The following is a 23063-nucleotide window of genomic DNA, read 5'->3' as shown; positions in this document are numbered from 1 at the left end:
TCCAGCGACGTGAGGAGCGCCCCGTTGTTCTACTACGTGCTGAAGTACGTGCTCTTGGGGCCCCTGCTGCGACTGCTCTTCCGGCCCCGGATCGAGGGGCTGGAACACATCCCGGCGGACGGCGCCGCCATCGTCGCGGGCAATCACCTCTCGTTCTCCGACCACTTCCTGATGCCCGCGATCATCCGGCGGCGGATCACGTTTCTCGCGAAGGCCGAGTACTTCACCGGCCCCGGGGTCAAGGGCCGCCTCACCGCCACGTTCTTCCGCAGCGCCGGTCAGATCCCCGTCGACCGGTCCGGCAAGGAGGCCGGCCAGGCGGCGATCCGGGAGGGGCTCGGCGTGCTCGACAAGGGCGAGTTGCTGGGGATCTACCCGGAGGGCACGCGCTCGCACGACGGGCGGCTCTACAAGGGCAAGGTCGGGGTCGCGGTGATGGCGATCAGGGCGCAGGTCCCGGTGGTGCCGTGCGCGATGGTGGGGACGTTCGAGATCCAGCCGCCCGGTCAGAAGATCCCGAAGATCAGGCGTGTCTCGATCCGGTTCGGTGAGCCGCTGGATTTCACGCGCTACGCGGGCCTGGAGAACGAGAAGGCGGCGGTCCGCGCGGTCACCGACGAGATCATGTACGCGATCCTCGGGCTGTCCGGGCAGGAGTACGTGGACCGGTACGCCGCCGAGGTGAAGGCCGAGGAGGCGGAGCAGGCGCCGAAGAAGTTCCCGCGCCTGCGACGCTGACGGTCGACGCACAGGCTCGGCTGACGGCCAAGGACGGCGGACGGTGAAGGAGGGGCGGCTGCCGCATTCGGCCGCCGCCCCTCCCCCGTTCACCGGTGCTCCCCGTGCCTTACGGCTTGGGTGTGGCGTGCGGCGCGCACGTCACGTCGCGGCGGTCCAGCTCGCCGCTGAGCAGATACGACTCGACCCGGTCGTTGATGCACGGGTTCGCGACATTGGTGATGCCGTGCGAACCGGCGTCCCGCTCGGTGATCAGGCGTGAGCCCTTGAAGCGCTTGTGCAGCTCGACGGCGCCCCCGTACGGGGTGGCGGCGTCACGCGTGGACTGCGCGATCAGTACGGGCGGCAGGCCGCGGCCGGTGCCGACCTCGACCGGTGTCCGCTGTTCCACGCCCCAGGTCGAACAGGGCAGGTTCATCCAGGCGTTGGCCCAGGTGAGGAACGGGTGGTCGCGGTGGAGCCGGGTGTTGTCCCGGTCCCAGGTGCGCCAGCTCGTGGGCCACTTGGCGTCGGCACACTCCACGGCCGTGTAGACCGCGTTGCTGTTCTCCGCGCGCGCGTTGCCCACCGTGTCGGCGAGGTCGGGCGCGGCGGCATCGACGAGCGCCTGGGTGTCTCCGGCCAGGTACTTGCTCCAGGTGTCGGCGACCGGCACCCAGCTGGTGTCGTAGTAAGGAGCGCTCTGGAACAGGCCGATGAGTTCGGCCGGTCCCACGACGCCGCCGATCGGATCCTTCTTGGCGGTGGCGCGGAGCTTGTCCCACTGCTTCTCGACCTTGGCGACGGTGTCGCCGATGTGGAACGCCGCGTCGTTCTCGGCGACCCACTTCTTCCAGTCGTCGAAGCGCGTCTCGAAGGCGACGTCCTGGTCCAGGTTGGCCTGGTACCAGATCTTCTCCCTCGACGGGTTGACCACGCTGTCCAGCACCATGCGCCGGACATGGGACGGGAAGAGCGTGCCGTAGACGGCGCCCAGGTAGGTGCCGTAGGAGACACCCACGTAGTTGAGCTTCTTGTCGCCGAGCGCGGCCCGCAGGACATCCAGGTCACGCGCGGTGTTGGGCGTCGTCATGTGCGGCAGCATCCAGCCGCTGCGCTCCTTGCAGCCGTCCGCGTACTCGGCCGCGAGCTTGCGCTGGGCGCGCTTGTCGGCCTCGCTGTCGGGGACGGGGTCGAGCTTGGGAGCCTTGACGAACTCCTGCGGGTCGACGCAGGAGATGGGCGTCGAGCGCCCGACCCCGCGCGGGTCGAAGCCGACGAAATCGTACGCCTTCGCGGCGTCCGCCCAGATGGCGTTCTTGGTCACGACGCGGCGCGGGAACGCCATGCCGGACGCGCCGGGGCCACCGGGGTTGTAGACGAGGGAGCCCTGACGCTCACCCGCCGTTCCGGTGTTGCCGATCCGGTCCACGGCTATCTTGATCTGCTTGCCGTTCGGACGGGCGTAGTCGAGCGGGACACTGATGTAGCCGCACTGGATCGGCTTCTCCAGCGCCCAGTCGACCGGGCAGTCCGCCCAGTCGATGCCCTTCTTCGCCGCCCGCTCGGCGGCGACCTCAGCGCCGGCCGCCTGAGCGTTCAGCGTCTTCTGTTCCTTGCTCGACGCGGCCGAGCCACTGTCGGCGCGGCCGTCGGCGCTCGCCGACGAGGCGGCGAGCGTGGTCGCTATGAGCGTGCCCGCGAGCAGAGTGCCGGCCGAGCCAAGCACTGCTGTGCGTCTCAAGTGGTACCTCCCCCTGGCTGACGCGCCGCACGCTGCGGCGCTGTTCGTAGGGTTACCGAGAGGATCCTTATCTCTGTGGGCCAGTTGAGAACAGGCCAAACCGCATATTCTTTGCCGAACCGATAGCCGGTGAGTTCGGTTCCGCTCAGCGGTACAGGTCGGCCAGGGCGTCGTCCAGCACCCGGCGCAGGGCTCGGGCGTCCGGGGCGAGCGCGGTCACCAGCGCGCCGGGACCGGCGAGCGGGGTGCGTACGGCGGTCTCGCCGAGCAGTTGGGCGGTGACCGGTTTCTCTTCGAACTCTGGTGCGACCACGAGGAGTTGGCCGATCGCGCGCCGGCCGCCGAGGACCGCTCCGCCGTCCCAGCCGCCCGGTGCGCCGGGGCCGAGGGCGAGTTGCTGGTCCAGCAGCGGGCGGCCCGCGCGGTGCACGGTGAGGCGGGTCGTGAGGGTCCCCGGCGCCTCGCCGTGGCGGCCGAGGATCTGTTCCTCGCGCAGCACCAGCCGGGCGGTGGGGGCGAGCTCGACGCGGGTGTGGGCCCGCAGGTCGCTGCCGGTGACGGAGATGAGCTGCTCGGGGAGCCAACGCAGGACGGCGTCCGCGCCGACGGTCAGGCGCAGGTCGTAGCGCGCGTGGTCCCCGGGTTCGTCGCCGGCCCGGCGGCCGGGCAGCGCGATCATGGCCGCGGCCGCGTCCACGGTGAGCGCGGCCCCGTCCCGTACCACCACCTCCAGCGCGAGCCGGTCGCCGCCGAGCGGCGCGCTCATCGCGCCGACGACGGTGACCCGGGCGCCCGGACCGGTGACCGCGCGGGTACGTCGCGGCGCGAGCGGTCCGTCGCTCTGAAGCACCGGCAGGGCCGTGCCGCCGCGCCCGTCGGGCTCGGCGGTGATCCGGCCGGTGGCGTGGACGCTCATGCGGTCCAGGCGGTGAAGCGCGCGCGTACCCAGTCGGCCACCGGGCCCACCCCGTCCGGGCCGGTGAGCGAGGTGAACAGGACGGGCAGTTCGCCGCGCTGCTCCTTGGCGTCGGAGGCCATGCGCCCGAGGTCGGAGCCGACGTACGGCGCGAGGTCGGTCTTGTTGATCACCAGCAGGTCCGACGTGGTGACACCCGGCCCGCCCTTGCGGGGGATGTCGTCGCCGCCCGCGACGTCGATGACGAAGATCTGCGCGTCGACGAGGCCCTTGGAGAACGTGGCGGTGAGATTGTCGCCGCCGGACTCGACCAGGATCAGATCGAGCGGTCCGACCGAGTCCTCCAGGTCCTCGACGGCTTCGAGGTTGGCGGAGATGTCGTCACGGATCGCGGTGTGCGGGCAGGCGCCGGTCTCGACGGCCTGGATCCGCTCGGCCGGCAGCACGGCGTTGCGCAGCAGGAACGCCGCGTCCTCCCGCGTGTAGATGTCGTTGGTGACGACGGCGATGGACAACTGGTCGCGCAGCGCCCGGCAGAGGGCGGCGACGGTCGCGGTCTTGCCTGAGCCGACGGGCCCGCCGAGGCCGATGCGCAGGGCACGTCGCGAGCCGTCGGGGCGCAGCGCCCCGGCGCCGTGCTGGTGCGGGTCCCGGTAGGCGTCGGTGTACGGGTCGGCGTGGTCGAGGTGCACGGCGGGCTCCTTCGTGATCGTGCGAGGTGCGTGCGGGTGGCGTGTTACGACGCGAAGAGGCGCACCGCCCAGGCCGCGTGCGCCTCGGCGGTGATGTCGAGCAGCGGCGCCGACGCGGCGGGCAGGGCGCCTGGCCCGTCCCGTACGGCGCGGTGCGCGCCGGCCACCGCGTGCCGCGCGGTGGCGTCGATCTCCGGTGCCAGCCGGGCGAGGACGGCGGTCGCGTCGAAGGGGTCCAGGCTCAGCAGCCGTACGGCCGCGGTGGCCGGGCCGCTGACCGTCTCGTACAGGACGCAGTGCGCGGCGTCCTCGGGCGTGAGCCCGGCCGACCGTGCGGCGAGGCCGAGGACGACCGGCTGATGGGCGCCGCGCGGTCGGGCCGCCGCCAGGGCGGCGAGTTCCGGGCCCGGCCAGGTGGCGCGCGCGGCACGCATCATCTGCCGGCCGAGCTTGCGCGCGGTGGCGCGCAGCGCGGGCGAGGGGGTGCGGGCGTCGGCGGCCTCGTCCAGCGCGAGGGGGTCGACGCCCAGGACGGCCGCCGAGGCGAGCGCGGCGGCGGTCAGACCGGCGGTGTGCAGCCGGCCCCGGCAGAAGGCCGCCAGGTCGTGGGCGTCGGTGAGCCGCCCGGCCCGGACGGCCGCCTCGGCGCCGCCCGAGTGGGCGTGACCGCCGGCCGGGAACCGTCCGTCGGCGAGGACGAGCAGCGCGGCGCGGCTCATCAGAAGAGGAAGTAGCGCTGGGCCAGGGGCAGTTCGGCGGCGGGCGCCGGTTCGACCACATCGCCGTCGATCGTCACCGTGAAGGTGTCGGGGTCGACCTGGACGTGGGGCAGGGCGTCGTTCTGCCGCATGTCGGCCTTGCCGACGGAGCGGGTGTTCTCGATCGCCACGAACCGTTTGGCCAGGCCGAGGCGTTCGGGCAGCGCGTCCTCGATCGCCGCCCGGGCCACGAAGTTGACGGAGTTGGCGGCCGGGGCGGTGCCGGTCGCGCCGAACATGGGCCGGGGCATCACGGGTTGCGGGGTGGGGATGGACGCGTTGGCGTCGCCCATCTGCGCGTACGCGATCTGGCCGCCCTTGATGACGAGTTGGGGCTTCACGCCGAAGAACGCCGGGTCCCACAGGACAAGATCGGCGAGCTTCCCGGTCTCGACGGAGCCGATCTCATGGCTGAGTCCCTGCGCCACGGCCGGGTTGACGGTGTATTTGGCGACGTAGCGGCGGACGCGGTGGTTGTCGGCCCTGCCGTCGCCGGGGAGCGCGCCCCGGCGTTTCTTCATGACGTGCGCGGTCTGCCAGGTCCGCAGGATCACCTCGCCGATGCGGCCCATGGCCTGTGAGTCGGAGGAGATGATCGAGATGGCTCCGAGGTCGTGCAGGATGTCCTCGGCCGCGATGGTGGACGGCCGGATCCGGGACTCGGCGAAGGCCAGGTCCTCGGGGACGGCCGGGTTGAGATGGTGGCAGACCATCAGCATGTCGAGGTGTTCGTCGATGGTGTTGACGGTGTGCGGGCGCGTCGGGTTGGTCGAACTGGGCAGGACGTTCGGCTCCGAGACCACCGTGATGATGTCGGGCGCGTGGCCGCCGCCCGCGCCCTCGGAGTGGTACGCGTGCAGGGTGCGCCCGGCGACGGCGGCGAGGGTGTCGGCGACGAAGCCGGCCTCGTTGAGGGTGTCGGTGTGGATGGCGAGCTGGACGCCCGTCTCCTCGCAGACGCCGAGGCAGGCGTCGATGACGGCCGGGGTCGCGCCCCAGTCCTCATGGATCTTGAATCCGAGTGCGCCGCCGCGCAGTTGGGAGTGCATCGCGTCGCGGGACATCGTGTTGCCCTTGCCGAGCAGTCCGATGTTGACGGGGGACGACTCCAGCGCGGCGAACATCCGGGCCAGATGCCAGGGGCCGGGCGTGACGGTGGTGGCCTTCGTCCCCTCGGCGGGGCCCGTGCCGCCGCCGACGAGGGTGGTGATGCCGGAGGAGAGCGCCTGGTCGATCAGGGTCGGCGAGATGAAGTGGACGTGGGCGTCGACGGCTCCGGCGGTGAGGATCTTGCCGTTGCCCGCGATGATCTCGGTCTCGGGTCCGATGACGAGGTCGGGGTGGACGCCGTCCATGGTGTCGGGGTTGCCGGCCTTGCCGATGCCGGTGATCCTGCCGTCGCGGATGCCGACATCTGCCTTGACGATGCCCCAGTGGTCGATGATCAGGGCGCCGGTGATCACGGTGTCGGGCGCGCCCTCGGCCCGTGTCGTACGGGACTGGCCCATCGACTCGCGGATCACCTTGCCGCCGCCGAACACCGCCTCGTCTCCGGCGAGTCCGGGGCCGCCGGAGCGGTCCTCCTCGATCTCGACGAGGAGGTCGGTGTCGGCGAGCCGGACACGGTCGCCGGTGGTGGGGCCGAAGAGGTCGGCGTAGACGGCTCTGTTCAGCTCAGGCATCGAGAGGACCTCCGGTCTCGCCGCGCAGGCCCGGTACGACGCGGTGCCCGGCGAGCGGGACGAGTTCGACGTCGACGGGAACGCCGGGTTCGAACCGTACGGAGGTGCCCGCCGCGACGTTCAGCCGCAGGCCCCGGGCCGCCGAACGGTCGAACCGCAGGCCGGGGTTGGTCTCGGCGAAGTGGTAGTGGGAGCCGATCTGGACGGGCCGGTCGGCGGCGTTGAGCACGGTGAGTCGGGTGACGGGGCGGCCCTCGTTGAGCGGCACGGCACCGTCGGCGTAAAGGATCTCTCCGGGAATCATCGGCGCGCTCCCCCGTCAGACGATCGGGTCGTGGACGGTGACGAGCTTGGTGCCGTCCGGGAAGGTGGCCTCCACCTGGACGTCGTGGATCATCTCGGGGATGCCCTCCATGACGTCGTCGCGGGTGAGCACCTTGCGCCCGGACGCCATGAGTTCGGCGACGGTACGGCCGTCCCTGGCGCCTTCGAGGAGGTGCGAGGTGATCAGGGCGACCGCCTCGGGGTGGTTGAGACGCAGCCCGCGCGCGAGGCGTCGGGTCGCCACGTCGGCGGCCACATGGATGAGCAGACGTTCCTGCTCGTGCGGGGTCAACTGCACGTTTCCACCTCACTGTTACGGCACCGGTCCGGCGTGGAGCCTGTCGTCGCCCGTATCGGATTCAACACTCTGTTGAACGCGGGCGGAGGGCTCACAGCCAGGCATTGCACGTTACGGCGGAAGTTTTTCCGGCAGGTTAACCGGGCTTTTGCCCGTCCATGGACATCAACCCGCGCAGCCCGTTCTGCACGACCTCGACAGGGACCTCGCCGAACAGCGCCTGCTGGGCGGCGAAGCCCTGGGCGACGGCGATCATCGTGCGGGCGACATGCCCCGCCGGGATGTCGGCGCGCATCAGCCCCGCCGCCTGGTACCCCTCGACGACCTTGACCCAGGCACCGTGCACCTTGTCGTACCCGGCCTTCGTCACCGCCGCGAGCGATTCGTTGCGCAGGGTCTCCGCCCACACCTGGATGAGCAGCCGGGTCATCTCACCGGCACTCGCGGTGCCCGGGACGAACTCCCCGGTCAGCACCCGCGTCATCACCCGACCGATCAGCACGTCGGGCGGCTCGGGAGGACTCTGGAGCGCCGCCTCCTCGAAAGCGCCCCTGATGGCGTCGAGCACCTCGGTGACGATGGCCCCGATCAGCTCCTCCTTGCCACTGAAGTAGCGGTAGACGGCGCCGGCGGAGAGATCGACCTCCCGCAGCACGTCGTGCATCGAGGTGGCCTGGAAGCCGTTGCGCACGAAACAGCGCGTGGCGCCGTCGAGGATCTGCCGTCTGCGGGCGTCCAGGTGCTGCTGCGATACACGGGCCATGACCGCAACCTAAAACGAACGTTCCTTCTTGACAAGTTTCGGACCGCCTGGCCAGAGTGGCCGCATCCATAAAACGAACGATCCTTCTTTTTAGTTCGCCCCTGACTCTCCCTCCCCCGACTCTCCTTCCACCGACCGTGGACCGAAACGAGGACCCGATGTCCGCCACTCCCACCCGCCGCATGATCGGCGTCATGCTTCTGATACCTCTGATCGCCGCCGTGGCGCTGACGGCCTTCGCGTGGCCCGCCGCCCGCTCGGCCCCGCACGAGCTGCCGGTCGGCGTGGCCGGGCCCGCCTCGGCCGCCGCACCGCTCCAGCAGGGGTTCGAACGGCAGCCGGACGCCTTCGAGGTGCACCGGTACGACGACGAGGCCGCCGCCCGCGCGGCGATCGAGGAACGGGACGTCTACGGCGCCGTCGTCGCCACCCCGGAGGGACCGCATCTGCTGACGGCGTCGGCGGCCGGTCCGATCGTCGCCCAACTGCTGAGGGAGGCCGTGACCGCGCAGGCACCGGCCGGCACCGAGGTGCCGGTGACCGACGTGGTCGCGACACCCTCGGGGGACCCGCGCGGCAGCGCGTTCGGCGCGAGCATGCTCCCGCTGACCCTGGGAGGCGTCGCGACCGGGGCGCTGGTGAGCCTGCTGGCGCTGCGTGGGGTGCGCGCACTGGGCACGCTGTTCGGCGCGGCGGCACTGGCGGGCCTCACCGCCACCGCCCTCGCCCACGGCTGGCTGGGCGTGCTCGCCGGCGACTGGTGGGCGGAGGCGGGGGCGTTCGGGCTCGCCGTACTGGCCATCGGCGCGACCGTGGCGGGGCTGGCCTCACTGATCGGCCCGGCGGGGATCGGCCTCGGCGCGTTCCTGATGGTGCTGCTCGGCAACCCCTTCTCCGGCGTGTCGAGCGCACCCGAGTTCCTGCCGGAACCGTTCGGCGCGCTCGGCCAGTTGCTGCCGCCGGGCGCGAGCGGTTCACTGCTCCGCTCGGTCGCCTTCTTCGACGGGAACGCGGCGGCGACGCCCGTACTGACGCTCACGATCTGGACCGTCCTGGGCCTGGCCGCGGTAATGGCGGGAACGCGCCGCACGAGTACGGCACCCGGGACGCCCCAGTCGCCGGAGTCGTCCGAGCCCGACGCCCCGGCCCGCACGAAGGAGACGGCCCCGGCCGCGTGAGCCCCGGTCACCACTCCGCGACGGGGACCGCCCCGGCGCCGCGAAGGCCGGCGCGGCGCCGGGCGCGAAGACGTTCCGACCGCGTGTCTCCCAGGACGAAGGGGCTCAGCGCCGCTCGGGCGGCTCGTGCTTGGCCACGATGCCGAAGTCCGCGCGTTCACCCGGAGCAGACATCACCGACGTGATCGCGCTCACCGAGGCGATCACGCGCTGCTCCTCCGCCGCGGCGGCCCCGGCGGCCTCCTCGGCCTTGAGATTCTCCAGTCGTGCCAGGTCGGCGGCCGACACCAGAGCGACGAGCGGCTTGCCGTGCCGCGTCACGACGACACGTTCCTCGCCGTAGACGACCCGGTTGATCAGGTCGGCGAGTTCCGCCCGCGCTTGCGTCACCGGAATTTCGTAAGCCATGGTGGCCATCTTACGACCTGTACGTCCTGTACATTTTTCACATCCGGAGACGGACGCCGCCCGCGTCCGGCACGCGAGGAGAGGCCTGCCATGAACCGTCCTTCCGCCCGCTACGTCCTGCCGGAGTTCACCGAGCGCACCTCCAGCGGGACCCGCTCCCTCGACCCGTACTCCAAGCTCTTCGACGGGCGGATCGTCTTCCTCGGCACCGCCGTCGACGAGACCGCCGCGAACGACGTGATCGCGCAGTTGCTGCATCTCGAATACGCGGCGCCCGACCAGGACATCGCGCTCTACATCAACTCCCCCGGCGGCTCACTGAGCGCCATGTCCGCCATCTACGACACGATGCAGGTCGTCGGCTGCGACGTGGCGACCACCTGTCTCGGCCAGGCAGTGTCGACCGCCGCCGTGCTGCTCGCCGCCGGGGCGCCGGGCAAGCGGATGGCACTGCCCGGCGCGCGCGTCGTCCTCCAGCAGCCGGGAATCGAGGAGCCGCTGCGCGGACAGCCGTCCGATCTCGCCATCCACGCCGAGGAGTTGCTGCGGCTGCGGGCGCTGATGGCGGACATGCTGGTACGGCACACCGGCCGGAGCGCCGAGCGGATCGACAGCGACATCGACCGGGACACGATCTTCGACGCGACGGGCGCGAGGGAGTACGGCCTGGTGGACCAGGTCGCACAGGACCGCAGGTCGTCGCTCGGCGTCAACTCCCCCCGGTGAGCCCGCGATGCTGCCGCCGGAACTGCCGCCGCTGCCCGCACTGACCCGCGCCGAGGGCGAGTTCGTCGACAGCTATCTCCGGGTCGTCGACCTGGTCGGCCGGATCAACCCGGCGCGCGCCGACGACACGTACAGCGCGCTGCGGGCCGCGCAGGCGCTGGTGGCCCGCGCCGCCGAACTGCGCGACGCGCTGACGCTGATGCACGCGAGAGGCGAGCGGGAGCTGCACACGCCGACCCTGGACCGTACGCTCCGGGTCCTTGACGGTGAGCGCAGGGCCGGGCGGGTCACCATGCCGCCCGGACCCGGGACTTGATCCGCCGCCGAACATGGGCGGACGACGCGCCCGTACCTCATATGGCTGCCCGTTCGGCGTATCGACCCGCCCGCCGTGGCCGGGCCGGCAACTTGCGGGCGGCGATCGGCCGTCCGGCCGTAACGGATCGCAGCGTCGCAGGTACAGCGCGTGAGCGACCGGGCGAGCCGTTCACCGAATCGGGCCTACCAACCCAAATGGTCCATAAGTGATGAGAGTCACATAAGCCCGTTTCAACTCGGAATCGCGCTGAGGCCGCGTCAAGATCCGTGGGACGACAAGCCCCCGCCACCTCGGCGGGGCGGTCCGGGTGGACGCCGAGTCCTGCCGCCGCTCCGGATGCCTGGTCGACACGAGTGGATCGGCAGGAGTGGAGGACCCGAGCAGTTCGGGGCGGTCCGACCATGGACCGCTCCTCGGGGTGAAGCCGCTGACGCGGCCGGGCGTCTTCGCCGGTCCGAACCCGACAGGTCATCCTTCACAGGCGGCTGACGAAGGGTTGCGCATGTCCGCGCAGACGCATGTCCCGTCGCTGCTCTCCCGGGCCGGTACCGCATCGGTCCTCCTCGCCGCCGTCGGCGGCACGATGCTGGCGCCCGGCGCCGTGTCGGAGGCCCACGCCCAGCCCGCCGCCGCCAAGGCGCTGAACGTGGCCGCTTCCAAGAAGGGCGCGCCGTACAAGTACGGGGCGTCAGGTCCGCACCGGTTCGACTGCTCGGGCCTCACGGCGTTCTCGTACAAGAAGGCCGGCAAGACGCTCCCACGTACCGCCCAGCAGCAGTACAACCGGACGCGCCACATCGCGGCCTCCAGCCGCAAGCAGGGCGATCTGGTGTTCTTCCACTCCGGGAACCACGTCTACCACGTGGGGATCTACGCCGGCGGCGGCAAGATGTGGCATTCGCCGAAGTCCGGTCAGGTGGTGCGGCTCCAGCGCATCTGGTCCAGAAGCGTCTGGTACGGCCGGGTCGGCTGACGCCCCGTCGGCCCGGAGCGGCCCGCGCCGGATCTACTCCTCCTGGGTCCGGGCGATCTCGGTCCCGGCCGTCCAGGGCAGGGTGATCCAGACCGTCTTGCCGCCGTCCGCGGTGGGTGTGACGGCCAGTCGGCCGCCGTACTCGGCGGTCAGCGCCCGGATGATGACCATGCCGCGGCCGTTGTCCTGCTGGACGGCGGCCGGGAGCCGCTGCGGCCATCGCGGATGGCTGTCGGTGACTCCGACGCGCAGCTGTTCGTCGCGCTCCAGAGTGACGTCGATGGTGAAGGTCGGCGAGCGGCCGAGGGTGTGCTGCACGGCGTTGGTCGCCAGCTCCGAGATGATCAGGCGAACCGTTTCGGCGGTGTCGGCGTCATCCGGCAGCCCCCATTCGGAGAGAACACGTGCGACGTATCTGCGGGCCTCCGGCACCGAGGCAGGAACGCTCGGCAGGGTGACGGATGCTTCCTGATGGTCTGCCATGGCGACGCTGTCCCTTTCCCGCCGGGACGCAGACCGACCTATGGCTGATGCCCGCGAGTACGTCCCCGGATTGCGCTTCGCGACACACTGCCACCAACGACGCCCGGCGTATGGGTGATCCGCCGGGATATGGCCCCCTCTGTCGCTCTAAGCGGTGAACCCTGCTACGCGAGACCGTATTTGAACGGGCTCAAGTTTCGGCCCCCGGCGACCGAGACGCGGCTAGACCCCGTCGGCCCCGTCCGGGGCGGACCCGGCCGGGGCGGACCCGGCCGGGGCGGTCGCGATGATCGTCGCCAGCGCGCTCTGCACCTGAAGGTCCGTCAGGTCGGCGCGGGCCGTGAGTCTGAGCCGGGAGATCCCGTCCGGCACCGACGGCGGCCGGAAGCAGCCCACCACCAGACCCGCCGCCCGGCAGTCGGCGGCCCAGCGCACGGCCGCGGCCGGGGACGGCGCCCGCACCGAGACGACGGCCGCGTCCGGGCGCGCGGCCGTCAGCCCGGCCCCGGTCAGCCCGTGGTGCAGCGCGTGCGCCACCGCGCGCGCCCGGACCGCCAGCGACGGGTCCGCGCGCAGCAGCCGCAGACTCGCGAGCGCGGCGCCGACGGCGGCCGGCGCGAGACCGGTGTCGAAGATGAACGACCGCGCCGTGTTGACGAGTTGGTCGATGACCCGGGCCGGGCCGAGGACCGCGCCCCCCTGGCTGCCCAGCGACTTGGAGAGCGTGACGGTGGCGACCGTACCCGGATCGCCCGCCAGGCCCGCCGCGTGGACGGCGCCACGGCCGCCGTCGCCGAGCACGCCGAGCCCGTGCGCGTCGTCGACGACGAGCGCGGCGCCCCGCGTACGGCACACCTCGGCCAGCCGTGCGAGGGGCGCCGCGTCACCGTCCACCGAGAACACCGAGTCGCTGACGGCCAAGGCCCGTACACCCTCGTGGGCTTCGAGTGTCTTGTCGACGGCCGCCGGGTCCGCGTGCGGTACGACCACGGTCTCGGCGCGCGAGAGCCGGCAACCGTCCACGATCGAGGCGTGGTTGGCGGCGTCGGAGACGACGAGCGAGCCGCGTCCGGTGAGCGCGGTGAGGACGGCGAGGTTCGCGGCGTACCCGGACGACAGGACGAGCGCGGCCTCGAAACCGCAGAAGTCGGCCAGCTCACGCTCCAGTTCGGCGTGCAGGGCGGTGGTGCCGGTGACCAGCCGGGAACCGGTGGCGCCCGCGCCCCAGCGGCGCGCCGCTTCGGCCGCCGCGCCCGTCGTCACCGGGTGGTGGGTGAGGCCCAGATAGTCGTTGCTCGCCAGATCCAGCAGCGCGGAGTCGGCGCTGCGGGGCCGTAGCGTACGGACCAGACCGGACCGTTCACGCCGGCGCGCCTCCTCGTCGATCCAGCCGAACGGGTCCGGCGGCGGTGTGGACAGCCCGCTCGGCGTGCTCGGCACAAACGGATCGGTAGGCACGGCTCGGGTCCTTTTGTAGGCAGCCCACAGACCCTAACCGTCCGTGGACCCGCTCCAGGTGTGGTCATACACACACCTGAATGCCCCCGTCTTGTGGGATTCATCCTTGGCCCGGAGGCCCGCCGTAAGCCAGGATCGGCGCCATGGACCTGCTGAACACACTGGTGGAGAAGGGCCTTCGGCGCGAGTTGCCGTCCCGCGAAGAAGCGCTCGCCGTGCTGACGACCTCCGACGACGATCTGCTCGAAGTGGTGGCCGCGGCCGGGAAGGTGCGCCGCCAGTGGTTCGGGCGGCGGGTCAAGCTCAACTACCTGGTCAATCTGAAGTCCGGGCTCTGCCCCGAGGACTGCTCGTACTGCTCCCAGCGGCTCGGGTCGGAGGCCGGGATTCTCAAGTACACCTGGCTGAAGCCCGACGAGGCGTCCAGGGCCGCCGCCGCGGGAGTGGCCGGCGGCGCGAAGCGGGTCTGTCTGGTCGCGAGCGGCCGGGGACCGACGGACCGGGACGTCGACCGGGTGTCGCGAACCATCGGCGCGATCAAGGAACAGCACGCCGACGTCGAGGTCTGCGCCTGCCTCGGGCTGCTCTCCGACGGCCAGGCGGAGCGGCTGAAGGCGGCGGGCGCCGACGCGTACAACCACAACCTCAACACGTCCGAGGCGACGTACGGCGACATCACCACCACCCACACCTACGCGGACCGGGTGGAGACGGTGCGGCACGCGCAGGGCGCGGGACTGTCGGCCTGCTCCGGGCTGATCGCGGGCATGGGCGAGAGCGACGCCGACCTGGTGGACGTGGTCTTCTCGCTGCGCGCGCTGGACCCGGACTCGGTGCCGGTCAACTTCCTCATCCCGGTGGCGGGCACACCGCTGGCCGGTGAGTGGAATCTGACGCCGCAGCGGGCGCTGCGCATTCTGGCGATGGTGCGCTTCGTCTGTCCCGACGTGGAGGTCAGGCTCGCGGGCGGGCGCGAGGTGCATCTGCGGACGCTCCAGCCGCTCGCGCTGCACCTGGCCAACTCGATCTTCCTCGGCGACTACCTCACCACCGAGGGCCAGGAGGGCAAGGCGGACCTGGACATGATCGCGGACGCCGGCTTCGAGGTGGAGGGCGCGGACACGACGACGCTGCCCGAACACCGGGTCGGCGGCGGGTGCGCCACCGCGTGCGCTCCGTCGGACGGTGCCGCGTCCGACGGGACGGAGACGGCGCCGGCACGTACGGATCCGGCGTCCGCCCGTACGGACCTGGTGACCGTACGGCGGCGCGGTGCCGGTACCGACCTCGCGCCCAATGCCTGACGACCCCGCGCCGGTCGCCCCGGCGCCGGGCGCGCTCGGTCCGGGCGAACTGCTCGCGCTGGACCGGGCCCATGTCTGGCACCCGTACGGCCCGATGCCCGGCCGCACCGACCCGCTGGTCGTGGAGTCCGCCACGGGCGTACGGCTCCGGCTCGCCGAACCGGCGTACGGGCAGCGCGAGTTGGTCGACGGCATGTCGTCCTGGTGGTCGGCGATCCACGGCTACAACCACCCGGTGCTCAACGAGGCGGCGCACGGCCAGCTCGCGCGGATGAGCCATGTCATGTTCGGCGGGCTCACCCATGAACCCGCCGTCCGGCTGGCCGCCCGGCTCGTCGAGATCACCCCCGAGCCTCTTCGGCATGTCTTCCTCGCCGACTCCGGTTCGGTGTCGGTGGAGGTGGCCGTCAAGATGTGCCTCCAGTACTGGCGTTCACTGGGGCGCCCGGCCAAGCGGCGGCTGCTGACCTGGCGCGGCGGTTACCACGGGGACACCTGGCAGCCCATGTCGGTGTGCGACCCCGAGGGCGGTATGCACGGGCTCTGGTCGGGGGTGCTGCCGCGGCAGATCTTCGCGGACGCGCCGCCGGCCGACTTCGAGGAGTACGACGAGACGTACGCGGACCGGCTGCGCGCCCTCGTCGCCCGCCACGCCGACGAGCTGGCCGCCGTGATCGTGGAGCCGGTGGTGCAGGGCGCCGGCGGTATGCGCTTCCACTCCCCCGACTACGTACGGGTGCTGCGCGAGGCCTGCGACGAATACGGCGTCCTGCTGATCCTCGACGAGATCGCGACCGGGTTCGGCCGCACCGGCGCGCTGTTCGCGGCGGAGCACGCGGGCATCTCCCCCGATGTGATGTGTGTGGGCAAGGCGCTGACCGGCGGCTATCTCACGATGGCGGCGACACTGTGCACCTCGGAGGTGGCGGCGGGCATCTCGCGCGGCGACGTACCCGTCCTCGCCCACGGCCCCACCTTCATGGGCAACCCCCTGGCCTCGGCCGTGGCGTGCGCCTCGATCGATCTGCTGCTCGGGCAGGACTGGCGGGGCGAGGTCCGGCGGATCGAGGCGGGGCTGCGCGACGGCCTCGCCGACACGGCCTCGCTGCCCGGTGTGAAGGATGTGCGGGTCCTCGGCGCGATCGGCGTCGTACAGCTGGACCGCGAGGTGGACATGGCGGCGGCGACCCGGGCGGCGGTGCGCGAGGGTGTGTGGCTGCGGCCGTTCCGCGACCTCGTGTACACGATGCCGCCCTATGTGACGGGTGACGACGACATCGCCAGGATCTGCCGCGCGGTGGCGGCGGCGGCGCGGGAGGCCTGAGATGGCGATAGTGATCGTTTCCGGGACGGGGACGGAGATCGGCAAGACGGTCGTCACCGCGGCCGTCGCGGCGGTGGCGCTGGCCGAGGGCCGCGACGTCGCGGTGCTGAAGCCCGCGCAGACCGGTGTCGCGCCGGACGAGCCGGGGGACGTGGACGAGGTGATACGGCTGGCGGGCGGCGTCACCACGGTCGAACTGGCCCGTTATCCCGAGCCGTTGGCGCCCGCGACGGCCGCCGCACGGGCCGGTGCGCGGCCCGTACGGCCCGAGGAGATCGCCGGGACGGCCGAGAAACTGGCGACCGAGCACGATCTGGTGCTGATCGAGGGCGCGGGCGGACTGCTGGTGCGTTTCGACGCCGAGGGCGGGACGCTCGCGGACGCCGCCCGGCTGCTCGCCGCACCGGTGCTGGTGGTGACTCCGGCCGGGCTCGGCACGCTCAACACGACCGCGCTGACGGCCGAGGCGCTGCGGGCGCGCGGGCTCACGACGCTGGGGGTGGTGATCGGGAGCTGGCCCGCCGTGCCGGATCTGGCGGCGCGCTGCAATCTGGCCGATCTGCCGGAGGTCGCGGGCGCCCCGCTGCTCGGGGCCGTACCGGACGGCGCGGGCGCGCTCACCGTGGCGCGGTTCCGTGCGCGTGCGGGCGAGTGGCTGGCCCCGTCGCTGGGCGGGAGCTGGGACGCGGCGCGATTCACGGCGAACGGCGGTCGTGCCTGGCCTCTGCCGCCCCGTCGGTGACGCGTTCCGTCCGGTTGAGCTGCTGAGCGGAGGCTTACGGGGAAGAATCAGGGCGTCGCCCTTGTACGCCGGAGGAGATCCGCGAAATGCATCTGCGCTACCGCAAGGTCCCCAAGGACTCCGTGCACCATCCCGTCTTCGCGCGCTTCTACGCGCGGATGAGCGTCGCCGCCGACGCGAAGGCGGGGATCTCGGCCCACCGCGCGGAGCTGCTGACCGGTCTGTCGGGGCGGGTGGTGGAGATCGGCGCGGGCAACGGGCTGAACTTCGCGCACTACCCGGCGGCCGTCTCCGAGGTGGTGGCCCTGGAGCCGGAGCGCAGCCTGCGGCAGCTGGCGGTGGGCGCGGCGATGCGGGCGCAGGTCTCCGTGGACGTACGGCCCGGTACGGCGGAGGCGATGCCCGTCGAGGACTCCGGTTTCGACGCGGCCGTGGCGTCGCTGGTGCTGTGCACCGTACGCGACGTGCCGAAGGCGCTCGCCGAGATCCGCCGTGTCCTGCGCCCCGGCGGGGAGCTGCGCTTCTTCGAGCACGGGCTGGCGGCGGAGCGCCGCCTGGCGACGGTTCAGCGGGTCCTGGACCGGACGGTGTGGCCGAGGCTCATGGGCGGGTGCCACACGGCGCGCGACACCCTGGCCGCCATCCGGGACGCGGGCTTCGAGTTCGGGGCGTACCGAGCGCTGCGGGTGCCTGAGTCCGGGCCGCGGACGCCGACGTCGCCGTGTGTGCTGGGCGTGGCGTACCGGCCGAGGGCGGATCTGGTCTGACGGCGGGCGGGACGACGCCGCGCGGCGCACGCGGGGGCGGCGCGTGGCGGGCGGGGTCAGAGGCTCCAGCCGCGCAGTTCCTCGGCGATGTGGCGTACGTCCGCCCTGCCGTCCTTGACCAGCTTGGCCAGGTCCCTGACCTGCTCGGGCGAGGTGACGACCTTCAGGCCGCTCGCGACGAGATAGCCGTACGCGACGGCCGAGGCGTACATCGCGTTGGCCCGCTCCAGCGCGGGCACATGGAGCAGGCTCTGGAGAAGGGCCGCCGCGCGGCTGTGGGGGTCGGTGTAGACGGGGGTGCCGAATATCTCCGCCTCGTGCCGGCTGACGGCGGCCACCAGCGCGCCCCAGTCGGTGACTTGGGGATCGCCGGGCATCTTGTGCTCGGCGACCATCAGCAGCCAGGAGAGATCGATCCGCAACGTCGGATCGGCGCGTGACGACGAATCGGACGACGGATCGGACGACGGATCAGGGGAATCGGCGTGGACCATGGCGGCAGCTGTCTCGGTAGGGGGTCGGTGCGGGGAGTTCCCGATGATCAGTATCCCCGACGTGACCCGTCGGTGTGGATGAGAGGTGCGGTGATGTTGTCCTGCCCGCCCGCGCCCGCGGCGTACCCGATCAGCGCCCGCGCATCGTCAAGGAGGCGGCCCCCGGGCGGTGTTGAGCACCGGTCGCGGGTGGCGGGTGCGGCGCGCGACGCGTCGGTCCGTGCGGGGCGGCAGCCCTCGGCCGGTAACTCCCCTTCACTGCGGGCGAGTTGTCGGTGTCGACGCCCAACCACACGGCCAGGGCGCCGCGTCGGCCCGCGTCACCCCCGGTCAGCGACGCACTGATGCCCACGGGGCCGCGCGGCGCCGAGGGTGGTCGGCCGGAGCGGGATCGGACGTCAGTGCGCGTCCTCGCGGCCGGGGCCGTGGTCGGCGTCGCGCCCGGTGGCGGCGGTGTCCGCGCCGAATTCTTCGGTGAACACGGACTCGTACTGCTTCATGAAGTCGGCGGCCGACTCGACGAAGGTCTTCCCGACCTCGCCGACGTCCTGCTTGACCAGCTCCTCGATGTAGCGGTTCACGCTCATCCCACGCCGCCCCGCCTGCCGTCTGGCGGCCTCCGCGGTGGTCTCGTCCACGCGTACGTTCAGCTGAGTCTTCGCCACCCCAACAAGCTAGCGCGCCGACGCTAGCGTCGGCAAGTGTGCCGATTTCCCGGGGGAACGGCGGATTCCGCCATTAGTGTCACGCGCGTACGCCCTGTCACCCCTCGATGACACCCACCACGAGGAGACCTCATGACACGACCGTTCCGTTTCGGAGTGAACATGGTGACGCCCGCGTCGGGCGCCGACTGGAGCAAGCGGTGCGAGCGCGCCGAGGAACTGGGCTACGACGTCATCCTGGTGCCCGACCATCTCGGTATGGTCGCCCCCTTCCCCGCCCTGGTGGCGGCGGCCGAGGCCACCGAGCGGCCCCGGCTGGGCACGTTCGTACTGAACTGCGGCTTCTGGAATCCGGCGCTGCTCGCCCGTGAGGTCGCCACGACGGACGCCCTCACCGAGGGCCGTCTGGAGGTCGGGCTGGGTGCCGGTTACGTCAAGGAGGAGCACGACCGGGCCGGGCTCGCGTTCCCGCCGCCCGGCGAGCGGGTCGACCGGCTGATCCGTACGGTGGACGCGCTGGACGACCTGCTGGGCGACGAGAACCACCGGCCCCGGCCCGAACAGCGGCCCCGGCCGCCCGTGCTGATCGGCGGCAACGGCGACCGGGTGCTGCGACTGGCCGCCGAACGCGCGGACATCGTCGCCTTCACCGGGGCGCGGGCGACGGCGAACGGGATGACCGCGCTGTCGCCCGGGGAGCTGGACGAACGCGTAGCCGCCTACCGGGGGTTCGCCGCCGGGCGCGAGACCCCGGCCGAGCTGAACATTCTGCTCCAGCTGGTGGCCGTGACGACGGACCGCGCGGCGGCGGTGCGGCCCCTGCTGGAGTATCTGCCGGGCATGTCGGAGGACGATCTGCTCAAGGCGCCGCTGATGGCGGCCGGCACGGTGCGGCAGATCGCGGACCAGCTGCGCGACCAGCGCGAGCGGTACGGATTCTCGTATCTGACGGTCCTCGATCCGTACATGGAGGCGTTCGGCCCGGTGATCGAGGAGCTGAGCGGCGCCTGACCGGCGGTCGGCCCGCCGGTTCCACCGGTCGGGAGACGCCGACGGCCGCGGCGCCGAAACCGGTGGAAGTGCCAACGAGCCCGTGCCTAAGCTCCGCCCATGGTGTCCACCGACCGTCTGGTGGCCTTCGCGGCCATGTCCTTGCTGCTGATCGTCATTCCCGGCCCGAGCGTGCTGTTCGTGGTGGGCCGGGCCCTGGCCCAGGGGCGCAGCGCCGCGCTGACCACGGTCGTGGGGAACACCCTCGGGGCGTGCGTCCTCGTCGTGGGTGTGGCTCTCGGGGTCGGAGCCGTCGTCGAGCGCTCCGTCGTCGTCTTCACCACGCTGAAGCTGGCGGGCGCCGCGTATCTCGTCCACCTCGGGATCAAGGCGATACGGCAACGCGGCGCCCTCCAGGGCTCGTTCACCGGTGACGCCCCCGCGCACAGCGATCTGCGCACGCTGTGGGAGGGGTTCGCGGTCGGTGTGGCCAACCCCAAGACCATCGTGTTCTTCGCGGCCGTGCTCCCTCAGTTCGTGGACCCCGGCAAGGGGCACGTCACGCTTCAGATGCTGCTGCTCGGCCTGGTCTTCAATGTCATCGCCGTGGTGTGCGACAGCACGTGGGGGCTGGCCGCGGCCACCGCCCGCGACTGGTTCGCCCGCTCCCCGCGCCGGCTGGCGATGGTCGGCGGCGCCGGCGGGTTCGCGATGATCGGTCTCGGGGTGACCGTCGCGACTTCGGGGCAAAAGGATTAGGTCGCAAGGATTGGGTAACGTGTCCGGCCGTGCCGCCGCTCCCCCGTGATCCCACCGCCCACCTGCCCGCCGACGCCTCCACCGAGATCCTCACCGACATCCCCACCGACAGCGGCGGATATCGCGCCGCCCGTCGCCCACTGACCGACCATGGGAGGGAGGTGACCTGATGACCGAAGTGCTCCTGCTGCTCGTGGCGGTCCTGCTCGCGCTGGTCTGCGGTGCCTTCGTGGCCGCCGAATTCTCGCTGACGACCGTCGAGCGCGGCGACCTCGAACGGGCCGTCGAGAGCGGCGAGCGTGGTGCGGCGAGCGCCATGAAGGCCGTACGCAGCCTCACCTTCCAGCTCTCCGGCGCCCAGTTGGGCATCACGGTGACCAATCTGGTCGTCGGCATGCTCGCCGAGCCGTCCGTGGCGAAACTGATCCGCGGTCCCGTCGAGGCGATCGGGTTCTCGGAGTCCGTCGCGTCGTCGCTGGCGCTGGTCATCGGTACGGCCCTGTCGACGATCGTCCTGATGGTCGTCGGCGAACTCGTCCCCAAGAACTGGGCCATCTCCGCACCGCTGACCGTCGCCAAGGTGGTCGCCACGCCGCAGCGTTTCTTCACCGCGGCCTTCCGCCCGTTCATCGGCCATCTCAACAACACGGCCAACCGCCTGGTGCGCCGTCTGGGCCTGGAGCCCGCCGAGGAGCTGGCCTCCGCCCGCAGCCCGCAGGAGCTGGTCGCCCTCGCCCGGCACTCCGCCAAGGAGGGCGCGCTGGAGCCGGACACCGCCGAGCTGTTCGTCCGCACCCTCAATCTCGCCGAGCTGACGACGGAGAACGTGATGACACCGCGCGTCCAGGTGACCGCGCTCGATGTGCTGGCCACGGCCGAGGACGTCGCCAACGCCACCCGGGCCACCGGGCTCTCCCGCTTCCCTGTCTACCGGGACACCCTGGACACCGTCGTGGGCGTCGCCCACATCAAGGACGTGCTGACGGTCCCCGCCGCGCGCCGGGCCCGGACGAGGGTGTCCGAGGTGATGCGTGAGCCCCTGCTCGTCCCCGAGTCGCTGACCGTGGACCGGCTGCTGGACCGGCTCTCCGGCAATCGCACCATGGCCGTCGTGATCGACGAGTACGGCGGCACCGCCGGTGTGGTGACGCTGGAGGACATCGTCGAGGAGGTCGTCGGCCAGGTACGCGACGAGCACGACCCGCACGAGACGTCGGACCTGGCCCGCGCGGGCGAGGACGCCGAGGGCCGCGATCTGTGGTCGGCCGACGGCGCCACGCGCTTCGACCAGCTGTGGGACATCGGACTGCGGGCTCCCGAAGGGCCGTACGAGACGCTGGCCGGTCTCGTCGCGACGGAACTCGGACGGATTCCCGTCGAGGGCGACCGCGTCGGGCTGGGCGGCTGGCGTATCGACGTGGTCGACGCGTCGGGGCGGCGGGCCGCCCGCGTACTGCTGCACGCGCCGCTCCCGGCGCCCGGTGACGACGACGGCGGGCCGGACGACGGCCGGCCCGGCCGCGGGACCGACAACGGCGGGAGGACGGGGCGATGACCGCGATCCAACTGCTCGTCGGACTGCTGACCCTGGTCCTCAACGCGTTCTTCGTCGGGGCCGAGTTCGCCCTGATCTCGGTGCGCCGCAGCCAGATCGAACCGGCCGCCGAGGAGGGCGACCGGCGCGCGCGCAGCGTCCTGTGGGGTCTGCGCCATGTGTCGGCGATGCTCGCCACGGCCCAGCTCGGCATCACGCTGTGCACGCTGGTGCTCGGCATCGTCGCCGAGCCGGCCATCGCACATCTGCTGGAGCCCGTCTTCGACGCGGTGGGCGTACCGCACGGGGTGGTGCACCCCATCTCGTTCGTCATCGCGCTCGCCCTGGCGACATATCTGCACATGCTGCTCGGCGAGATGGTGCCCAAGAATGTCGCACTGGCCGAACCGGTACGCACGGCGCTGCTCCTCGGCCCGGCACTGGTCTGGCTCTCGCGCGCGCTGCGGCCGGTGATCTTCACGGTCAACGCGTTCGCCAACGGGCTGCTGAAGCTGCTGCGGGTGGAGACCAAGGACGAGGTGTCGGCGACGTTCACCGACGCCGAACTGGACCGGATGGTCACGGACGCGGGCGACGCGGGACTGCTCGACGACCGCGCCGCCGAGCGGCTGCACGACGCGCTGGAGCTGGGGCGCAGGCCGGTGCGGGACGTGGTCATGCCCCTGGAGCGGGTCGAGACGGCGCGGGTGGGGATCACCCCGGAGGAGCTGGAGGCACTGGCGGCGGAGACCGGATTCTCCCGTTTCCCGGTGGTGGACGAATCCCGGCGGATCCTGGGCTATCTGCATGTGAAGGACGCCCTGGACGCGGTGCCGCGCGACGAGTCGTTCGAGACCTCCGGGATGCGGGCGATCGCCCAGGTGCGGGCGGAGACCCCGATGGACGACGTCCTGACGGCGATGCGCCGCAGCCGTACGCATCTGGCCGCCGTGCTGGACGAGGACGGCAGGCTGGAGGGCATGGTGACGATGGAGGACGTCCTGCGTGAGCTGGTCGGACGGCATACGCAGGGGTCCTGAGGCCC

General features: G+C 71.9%; 27 protein-coding genes and 1 riboswitch. Of the genes, 14 read left to right on the top strand and 13 right to left on the bottom strand.

Features of this window, described 5'->3' with window-relative positions:
* Window positions 1-24 precede the first annotated feature (24 nt).
* Complete coding sequence (locus tag ACFYNU_RS14275) at window positions 25-738, top strand: lysophospholipid acyltransferase family protein (protein ID WP_356585479.1); 714 nt, start codon at window positions 25-27, stop codon at window positions 736-738.
* Window positions 739-847: 109 nt separating this feature from the next.
* On the opposite strand, the gene ACFYNU_RS14270 is transcribed toward ACFYNU_RS14275, so the two are convergent.
* The 8 genes from ACFYNU_RS14270 to ACFYNU_RS14235 all read right to left on the bottom strand — a co-directional run bounded on the left by ACFYNU_RS14270 (window position 848) and on the right by ACFYNU_RS14235 (window position 7894).
* The gene (locus ACFYNU_RS14270) at window positions 848-2461 is read right to left on the bottom strand and encodes an alpha/beta hydrolase (RefSeq protein ID WP_356585478.1); all 1614 of its coding nucleotides are present in this window, start codon (window positions 2459-2461) and stop codon (window positions 848-850) included.
* Window positions 2462-2606: 145 nt separating this feature from the next.
* Window positions 2607-3377 carry an urease accessory protein UreD gene (locus ACFYNU_RS14265; RefSeq protein WP_356585477.1) on the bottom strand — a complete coding sequence of 257 codons (771 nt, stop codon included), beginning with the start codon at window positions 3375-3377 and terminating at the stop codon, window positions 2607-2609.
* The gene (ureG, locus tag ACFYNU_RS14260) at window positions 3374-4069 is read right to left on the bottom strand and encodes an urease accessory protein UreG (protein WP_388766230.1); all 696 of its coding nucleotides are present in this window, start codon (window positions 4067-4069) and stop codon (window positions 3374-3376) included. The genes ACFYNU_RS14265 and ureG overlap by 4 nt, the downstream gene beginning before the upstream one ends.
* Window positions 4070-4113: 44 nt before the next feature.
* Window positions 4114-4788, bottom strand: a complete 675-nt coding sequence (locus ACFYNU_RS14255; RefSeq protein WP_356585476.1) for an urease accessory UreF family protein — start codon at window positions 4786-4788, stop codon at window positions 4114-4116.
* Window positions 4788-6509: an urease subunit alpha gene (locus tag ACFYNU_RS14250; protein WP_356585475.1), complete on the bottom strand. Its 1722-nt coding sequence runs from the start codon at window positions 6507-6509 to the stop codon at window positions 4788-4790. Before ACFYNU_RS14250 ends, ACFYNU_RS14255 begins: the two co-directional genes overlap by 1 nt.
* Window positions 6502-6813 carry an urease subunit beta gene (locus ACFYNU_RS14245; protein ID WP_329081266.1) on the bottom strand — a complete coding sequence of 104 codons (312 nt, stop codon included), beginning with the start codon at window positions 6811-6813 and terminating at the stop codon, window positions 6502-6504. The genes ACFYNU_RS14250 and ACFYNU_RS14245 overlap by 8 nt, the downstream gene beginning before the upstream one ends.
* 15 nt (window positions 6814-6828) lie before the next feature.
* The gene (locus tag ACFYNU_RS14240) at window positions 6829-7131 is read right to left on the bottom strand and encodes an urease subunit gamma (RefSeq protein WP_069626722.1); all 303 of its coding nucleotides are present in this window, start codon (window positions 7129-7131) and stop codon (window positions 6829-6831) included.
* A 136-nt stretch (window positions 7132-7267) separates the two neighbouring features.
* Window positions 7268-7894: a TetR/AcrR family transcriptional regulator gene (locus ACFYNU_RS14235; protein WP_356585474.1), complete on the bottom strand. Its 627-nt coding sequence runs from the start codon at window positions 7892-7894 to the stop codon at window positions 7268-7270.
* Between the two features lie 158 nt (window positions 7895-8052).
* Between ACFYNU_RS14235 and ACFYNU_RS14230 the strand changes: the two genes are divergently transcribed.
* A complete protein-coding gene (locus ACFYNU_RS14230) occupies window positions 8053-9072 on the top strand; it encodes an ABC transporter permease (protein WP_356585473.1) in 1020 nt (339 codons plus the stop codon).
* Window positions 9073-9177: 105 nt separating this feature from the next.
* Here ACFYNU_RS14230 and ACFYNU_RS14225 read toward each other — a convergent pair whose 3' ends face one another.
* The gene (locus tag ACFYNU_RS14225) at window positions 9178-9480 is read right to left on the bottom strand and encodes a type II toxin-antitoxin system Phd/YefM family antitoxin (protein ID WP_356585472.1); all 303 of its coding nucleotides are present in this window, start codon (window positions 9478-9480) and stop codon (window positions 9178-9180) included.
* A gap of 90 nt (window positions 9481-9570) precedes the next feature.
* Between ACFYNU_RS14225 and ACFYNU_RS14220 the strand changes: the two genes are divergently transcribed.
* The 3 genes from ACFYNU_RS14220 (at window position 9571) to ACFYNU_RS14210 (ending at window position 11498) form a co-directional block, all read left to right on the top strand.
* The gene (locus ACFYNU_RS14220; RefSeq protein WP_356585471.1) at window positions 9571-10206 is read left to right on the top strand and encodes an ATP-dependent Clp protease proteolytic subunit; all 636 of its coding nucleotides are present in this window, start codon (window positions 9571-9573) and stop codon (window positions 10204-10206) included.
* Between the two features lie 7 nt (window positions 10207-10213).
* Complete coding sequence (locus ACFYNU_RS14215; protein ID WP_356585470.1) at window positions 10214-10522, top strand: hypothetical protein; 309 nt, start codon at window positions 10214-10216, stop codon at window positions 10520-10522.
* Between the two features lie 330 nt (window positions 10523-10852).
* Window positions 10853-11024: riboswitch (cyclic di-AMP (ydaO/yuaA leader) on the top strand.
* A gap of 3 nt (window positions 11025-11027) precedes the next feature.
* Window positions 11028-11498: a C40 family peptidase gene (locus ACFYNU_RS14210; protein ID WP_356585469.1), complete on the top strand. Its 471-nt coding sequence runs from the start codon at window positions 11028-11030 to the stop codon at window positions 11496-11498.
* A 33-nt stretch (window positions 11499-11531) separates the two neighbouring features.
* On the opposite strand, the gene ACFYNU_RS14205 is transcribed toward ACFYNU_RS14210, so the two are convergent.
* Complete coding sequence (locus ACFYNU_RS14205; protein ID WP_356585468.1) at window positions 11532-11981, bottom strand: ATP-binding protein; 450 nt, start codon at window positions 11979-11981, stop codon at window positions 11532-11534.
* 222 nt (window positions 11982-12203) lie between these two features.
* A complete protein-coding gene (locus ACFYNU_RS14200) occupies window positions 12204-13439 on the bottom strand; it encodes an 8-amino-7-oxononanoate synthase (RefSeq protein ID WP_388766221.1) in 1236 nt (411 codons plus the stop codon).
* A 143-nt stretch (window positions 13440-13582) separates the two neighbouring features.
* Here ACFYNU_RS14200 and bioB point away from each other — a divergent pair, with 143 nt between their 5' ends.
* The 4 genes from bioB to ACFYNU_RS14180 all read left to right on the top strand — a co-directional run bounded on the left by bioB (window position 13583) and on the right by ACFYNU_RS14180 (window position 17576).
* On the top strand, window positions 13583-14743 hold the full coding sequence (bioB, locus tag ACFYNU_RS14195; RefSeq protein WP_356585467.1) for a biotin synthase BioB: 1161 nt from the start codon (window positions 13583-13585) through the stop codon (window positions 14741-14743).
* Window positions 14736-16067: an adenosylmethionine--8-amino-7-oxononanoate transaminase gene (locus tag ACFYNU_RS14190; RefSeq protein ID WP_356585466.1), complete on the top strand. Its 1332-nt coding sequence runs from the start codon at window positions 14736-14738 to the stop codon at window positions 16065-16067. The genes bioB and ACFYNU_RS14190 overlap by 8 nt, the downstream gene beginning before the upstream one ends.
* Before the next feature lies 1 nt (window position 16068).
* On the top strand, window positions 16069-16809 hold the full coding sequence (gene bioD, locus ACFYNU_RS14185) for a dethiobiotin synthase (RefSeq protein WP_356585465.1): 741 nt from the start codon (window positions 16069-16071) through the stop codon (window positions 16807-16809).
* Between the two features lie 86 nt (window positions 16810-16895).
* Window positions 16896-17576 carry a class I SAM-dependent methyltransferase gene (locus tag ACFYNU_RS14180; RefSeq protein WP_356585464.1) on the top strand — a complete coding sequence of 227 codons (681 nt, stop codon included), beginning with the start codon at window positions 16896-16898 and terminating at the stop codon, window positions 17574-17576.
* Window positions 17577-17632: 56 nt separating this feature from the next.
* Here ACFYNU_RS14180 and ACFYNU_RS14175 read toward each other — a convergent pair whose 3' ends face one another.
* Both ACFYNU_RS14175 and ACFYNU_RS14170 read right to left on the bottom strand, forming a co-directional pair.
* The gene (locus tag ACFYNU_RS14175) at window positions 17633-17971 is read right to left on the bottom strand and encodes a fic family toxin-antitoxin system, toxin component (protein WP_356585725.1); all 339 of its coding nucleotides are present in this window, start codon (window positions 17969-17971) and stop codon (window positions 17633-17635) included.
* A 497-nt stretch (window positions 17972-18468) separates the two neighbouring features.
* Entirely contained in the window at window positions 18469-18735 is a 267-nt protein-coding gene (locus ACFYNU_RS14170) for an antitoxin (protein ID WP_356585463.1), read from the bottom strand.
* A gap of 132 nt (window positions 18736-18867) precedes the next feature.
* On the opposite strand from ACFYNU_RS14170, the gene ACFYNU_RS14165 reads away from it, so the two are divergent.
* From ACFYNU_RS14165 to ACFYNU_RS14145, 5 genes are all read left to right on the top strand, one after another.
* Complete coding sequence (locus tag ACFYNU_RS14165; RefSeq protein ID WP_356585462.1) at window positions 18868-19746, top strand: TIGR03621 family F420-dependent LLM class oxidoreductase; 879 nt, start codon at window positions 18868-18870, stop codon at window positions 19744-19746.
* A 99-nt stretch (window positions 19747-19845) separates the two neighbouring features.
* Window positions 19846-20484, top strand: coding sequence for a LysE family translocator (locus ACFYNU_RS14160; RefSeq protein ID WP_356585461.1), 639 nt, complete (start codon window positions 19846-19848; stop codon window positions 20482-20484).
* Between the two features lie 29 nt (window positions 20485-20513).
* Window positions 20514-20654 carry a hypothetical protein gene (locus tag ACFYNU_RS14155; protein ID WP_356585460.1) on the top strand — a complete coding sequence of 47 codons (141 nt, stop codon included), beginning with the start codon at window positions 20514-20516 and terminating at the stop codon, window positions 20652-20654.
* Window positions 20654-22039, top strand: a complete 1386-nt coding sequence (locus ACFYNU_RS14150) for a hemolysin family protein (RefSeq protein WP_356585459.1) — start codon at window positions 20654-20656, stop codon at window positions 22037-22039. Before ACFYNU_RS14155 ends, ACFYNU_RS14150 begins: the two co-directional genes overlap by 1 nt.
* The gene (locus ACFYNU_RS14145; RefSeq protein WP_356585458.1) at window positions 22036-23058 is read left to right on the top strand and encodes a hemolysin family protein; all 1023 of its coding nucleotides are present in this window, start codon (window positions 22036-22038) and stop codon (window positions 23056-23058) included. Before ACFYNU_RS14150 ends, ACFYNU_RS14145 begins: the two co-directional genes overlap by 4 nt.
* Window positions 23059-23063 lie beyond the last annotated feature (5 nt).

The sequence above is a fragment of the Streptomyces sp. NPDC006643 genome, assembly GCF_042870175.1.
In the GTDB taxonomy this organism is placed as follows: domain Bacteria; phylum Actinomycetota; class Actinomycetes; order Streptomycetales; family Streptomycetaceae; genus Streptomyces.
The sequence above is the reverse complement of the archived record's forward strand: the minus strand, read 5'-3'. Positions and strand labels throughout refer to the sequence as shown.